The organism is uncultured Stenotrophomonas sp. (genome assembly GCF_963519925.1).
In the GTDB taxonomy this organism is placed as follows: Bacteria; Pseudomonadota; Gammaproteobacteria; order Xanthomonadales; family Xanthomonadaceae; genus Stenotrophomonas; species Stenotrophomonas maltophilia_AE.
The window spans coordinates 1-3,163 of the sequence record NZ_CAUQPH010000234.1; the positions used below are offsets into that span (position 1 = coordinate 1).

The 3,163-nt window shown below is 68.1% G+C and carries 4 protein-coding genes; all 4 read right to left on the reverse strand.

Translation table 11 applies throughout. The annotated features are described in order from the left end of the window. On the reverse strand, positions 1–314 hold a 314-nt coding region (locus tag RWO33_RS19890; RefSeq protein ID WP_314107158.1), incomplete at its 3' end, for a glycosyltransferase. Beyond that, positions 311–1,612 carry a putative lipid II flippase FtsW gene (gene ftsW, locus RWO33_RS19895; protein ID WP_314107160.1) on the reverse strand — a complete coding sequence of 434 codons (1,302 nt, stop codon included), beginning with the start codon at positions 1,610–1,612 and terminating at the stop codon, positions 311–313. The genes RWO33_RS19890 and ftsW, both read right to left, overlap by 4 nt. Continuing rightward, complete coding sequence (mraY, locus tag RWO33_RS19900; protein ID WP_068849228.1) at positions 1,612–2,697, reverse strand: phospho-N-acetylmuramoyl-pentapeptide-transferase; 1,086 nt, start codon at positions 2,695–2,697, stop codon at positions 1,612–1,614. The genes ftsW and mraY overlap by 1 nt, the downstream gene beginning before the upstream one ends. Continuing rightward, positions 2,687–3,163 (reverse strand): cyanophycin synthetase (locus tag RWO33_RS19905; RefSeq protein WP_314107163.1); only part of this gene is annotated, 477 nt, incomplete at its 5' end. The genes RWO33_RS19905 and mraY, both read right to left, overlap by 11 nt.

Genomic DNA, 3,163 nt, shown 5'->3' on the forward strand with positions numbered 1-3,163 from the left:
CCGAAGGCGATCACCGCGCGCGGCTGGCGGTCGCGGATCAGGAAACCGGCCGCACGCACCGCGCGCAGCAGGCGCCCGGGCGCGGTCAACAGGGCCAGCTTGCCCTTGCCGCGCAGGCCGCTGATGGCCAGCGTGTCGATGTGGATGTCGTGCTGCGGCACCAGGCGCGTTTCCATGCCGCCCTCGCTGCCCAGCCAGGTCACCGGGATGCCGCGCGCGCGCAGCACCCGGGCCACGGCCAGGCCCGGGAAGATGTGACCACCGGTACCACCGGCCATGATCAGCACCGGACGCGGGGATGCGTGGGTGCTCATCCCATCCTCCCCAGGGTCGGTTCGATGCGCTGCTGCATGCGGCTGGTGCCGCGCGGCGCGCTGTCGCGATGGGCCGGTGCCGGAGCCGCTGCGCTGGCACTGGCCGGCGCCTCGACCGGTGCGACATCGTCCAGCTCGGCGGCGCCCATGCGCACGGCCTGCCGGCGCTCGGCGCGGTCCAGTTCGTAGGACACGCGCAGCAGCAGGCCCATCGCCACGCAGGTCATCAGGATGCTCGAACCGCCCGACGAGATCAGCGGCAGGGTCAGGCCCTTGGTCGGCAGGATGCCCAGGTTCACGCCGATCGAGACGAAGCTCTGCATGCTCACCCACAGGCCGATGCCGAAGGCGATGTACCCGGAGAAGTGACGCTTCATCTCCACGCAGCGCATGCCGATCCAGAACGCGCGCCCGGCCAGCAGCGCATACAGCGCCACGATCAGGCAGGTGCCGACGAAGCCCAGCTCCTCGGCGGTGACCGAGAAGATGAAGTCGGTGTGCGCTTCGGGCAGGTAGTACAGCTTCTGCACGGAGTTGCCGAGGCCGACCCCGGTCCATTCGCCACGGCCTACCGCCATCAACGCGTTGGACAGCTGGTAGCCGTCGCCCTGCTGGTCCGCCCACGGGTCCCAGAACGAGGTGATGCGGCGCATTCGGTACGGCTCGATGATCGCCAGCGCGCTCATCGCCACCAGCCCGAACACGATCGGCATCGACATGCGCGGCAGGTTCACCCCGCCCAGCACCAGCATGCCGGCAGTAATCGCCAGCAGCAGGGTCGAGGAGCCGAAGTCCGGCTGCAGCAGCAGCAGCACCACCAGCGCGCCGGCCACGCCGAGCGGCTTGAGCATGGCCGGCCAGGTAGCGTTGACTTCGTCGCGGAAGCGCACCAGGTAGCTGGACAGCCACACGATGTAGAGCACCTTCACCGCTTCGACGGTCTGGAACTTGGAGAAGCCGAGGTTGATCCAGCGCCGTGCGCCGTTGACGCTGCTGCCCAGGCCGGGAATGAACACCACCACCAGCAGCGCGAAGCAGCCCAGCAGCAGCATCTGGTTGTACTGCTCGATGCTCTTGAGCTCGGTGCGCATGGCCAGGCCTGCCAGCACGATGCCCACCGCCAGGAAGATCAGGTGGCGGTTGAGGTAGTAGAACGGGCTGCTCATCAGCGCGATCGAGCTCGACGCGACCATCACCACGCCCAGCCCGGTGAGCGCGATGATCGCGCCCAGCAGCCACTTGTCGAAGTGGCCTCCGATGGCTTCAAGGCGGGTTGCCTGGCGCGACAGGTCGTTCATCAGCGGACCTTCAACGTGGCCAGGCCGATCAGCACCAGCACCACCGAAATGATCCAGAAGCGCACGATCACGCGCGGCTCCGGCCAGCCCTTCAGCTCGAAGTGGTGGTGGATCGGCGCCATCCGGAACACGCGCTTGCCGGTCAGCTTGAACGAGGCGACCTGGATCATCACCGACAGCGTTTCGATCACGAACACGCCGCCCATGATCACCAGCACCAGCTCCTGGCGGGTGATCACCGCGATGGTGCCGAGCACCGCACCCAGCGCCAGCGCGCCGATGTCGCCCATGAACACCATCGCCGGGTAGGTGTTGAACCACAGGAAGCCCAGCCCCGCGCCGGCGATCGCCGCGCAGATGATCACCAGTTCACCGGCGCCGGGGATCTGCGGGATCTGCAGGTAGTTGGAGAACACCACGTTGCCCGACGCGTAGGCGAACACACCCAGCGCGCAGGCCACCAGCACGGTCGGCATGATCGCCAGGCCATCCAGGCCGTCGGTCAGGTTGACCGCGTTGGAGAAGCCGACGATCCAGAAGTAGGCGATGGCCACGAAGCTGATCCCGGCCAGCGGCAGCGCCACCGACTTGAACATCGGGATATAGAAGGTCAGCGCCGCCGGTACGTCGGCGGTGTAGAACAGGAACAGGCCCGCGGCCAGGCCGAAGATCGACTGCAGCAGGTACTTCCAGCGCGACTTCAGGCCGTTCGGGTCGCGGCGCACGATCTTGATCCAGTCGTCGTACCAGCCGATCGCGCCGAAGCACAGCATCACCGCCAGCACCACCCACACATAGCGGTTGCGCAGGTCGGCCCACAGCAGCACCGACAGGGTGATGGTCAGCAGGATCAGCGAGCCGCCCATGGTTGGCGTGCCGGCCTTGGAGAAGTGGGTCTGCGGACCGTCGGTGCGGATCGGCTGGCCGCCCTTGAACTGGGCCAGCTTGCGGATCATCGCCGGGCCCAGCCACAGCGACAGGAACAGCGCGGTAAGCGCGGCGAGGATGCCGCGCAGGGTCAGATAGCCGAACAAGCCGAACAGGCTCTCCAACTGCTGCAGCCATCGGGCCAGTTCAAGCAACATGGGGGGTTTCCTCTCCTCGCGCCAGCAGCGCTTTCACAATCTTGTCCATGGCGCTGCCGCGCGAGCCCTTGACCAGGCAACGCACGCCAGCACGCAGTTCATCGGCCAGCGCCGCGGCCAGCGCGTCGTGGCTATGGAAATGCTGCCCGCCGTCGCCGAACGCCTGCGATGCGGCCGCGCTCAGCGTGCCCAGCGTGTAGAGGCGCTTGAGCCCGGCTTCGCGCGCGCGCCGACCGGCGTGCGCGTGCAGCGCCTCGCCGTCCGGACCGAGCTCGCGCATGTCGCCCAGCACCAGCCAGCCTTCATCCTTCGACGCGGCCAGCGCATCGATCGCGGCGGACAGCGAGCCGGGGTTGGCGTTGTAGCTGTCGTCGATCAGCACCGCGCCACTGGGCAGGCGGTGTGCGATCTGGCGCCCGGGCACCGGCTCGGCGCGGGCCAGGCCGGCGGCGATGCTGTCCAGGCC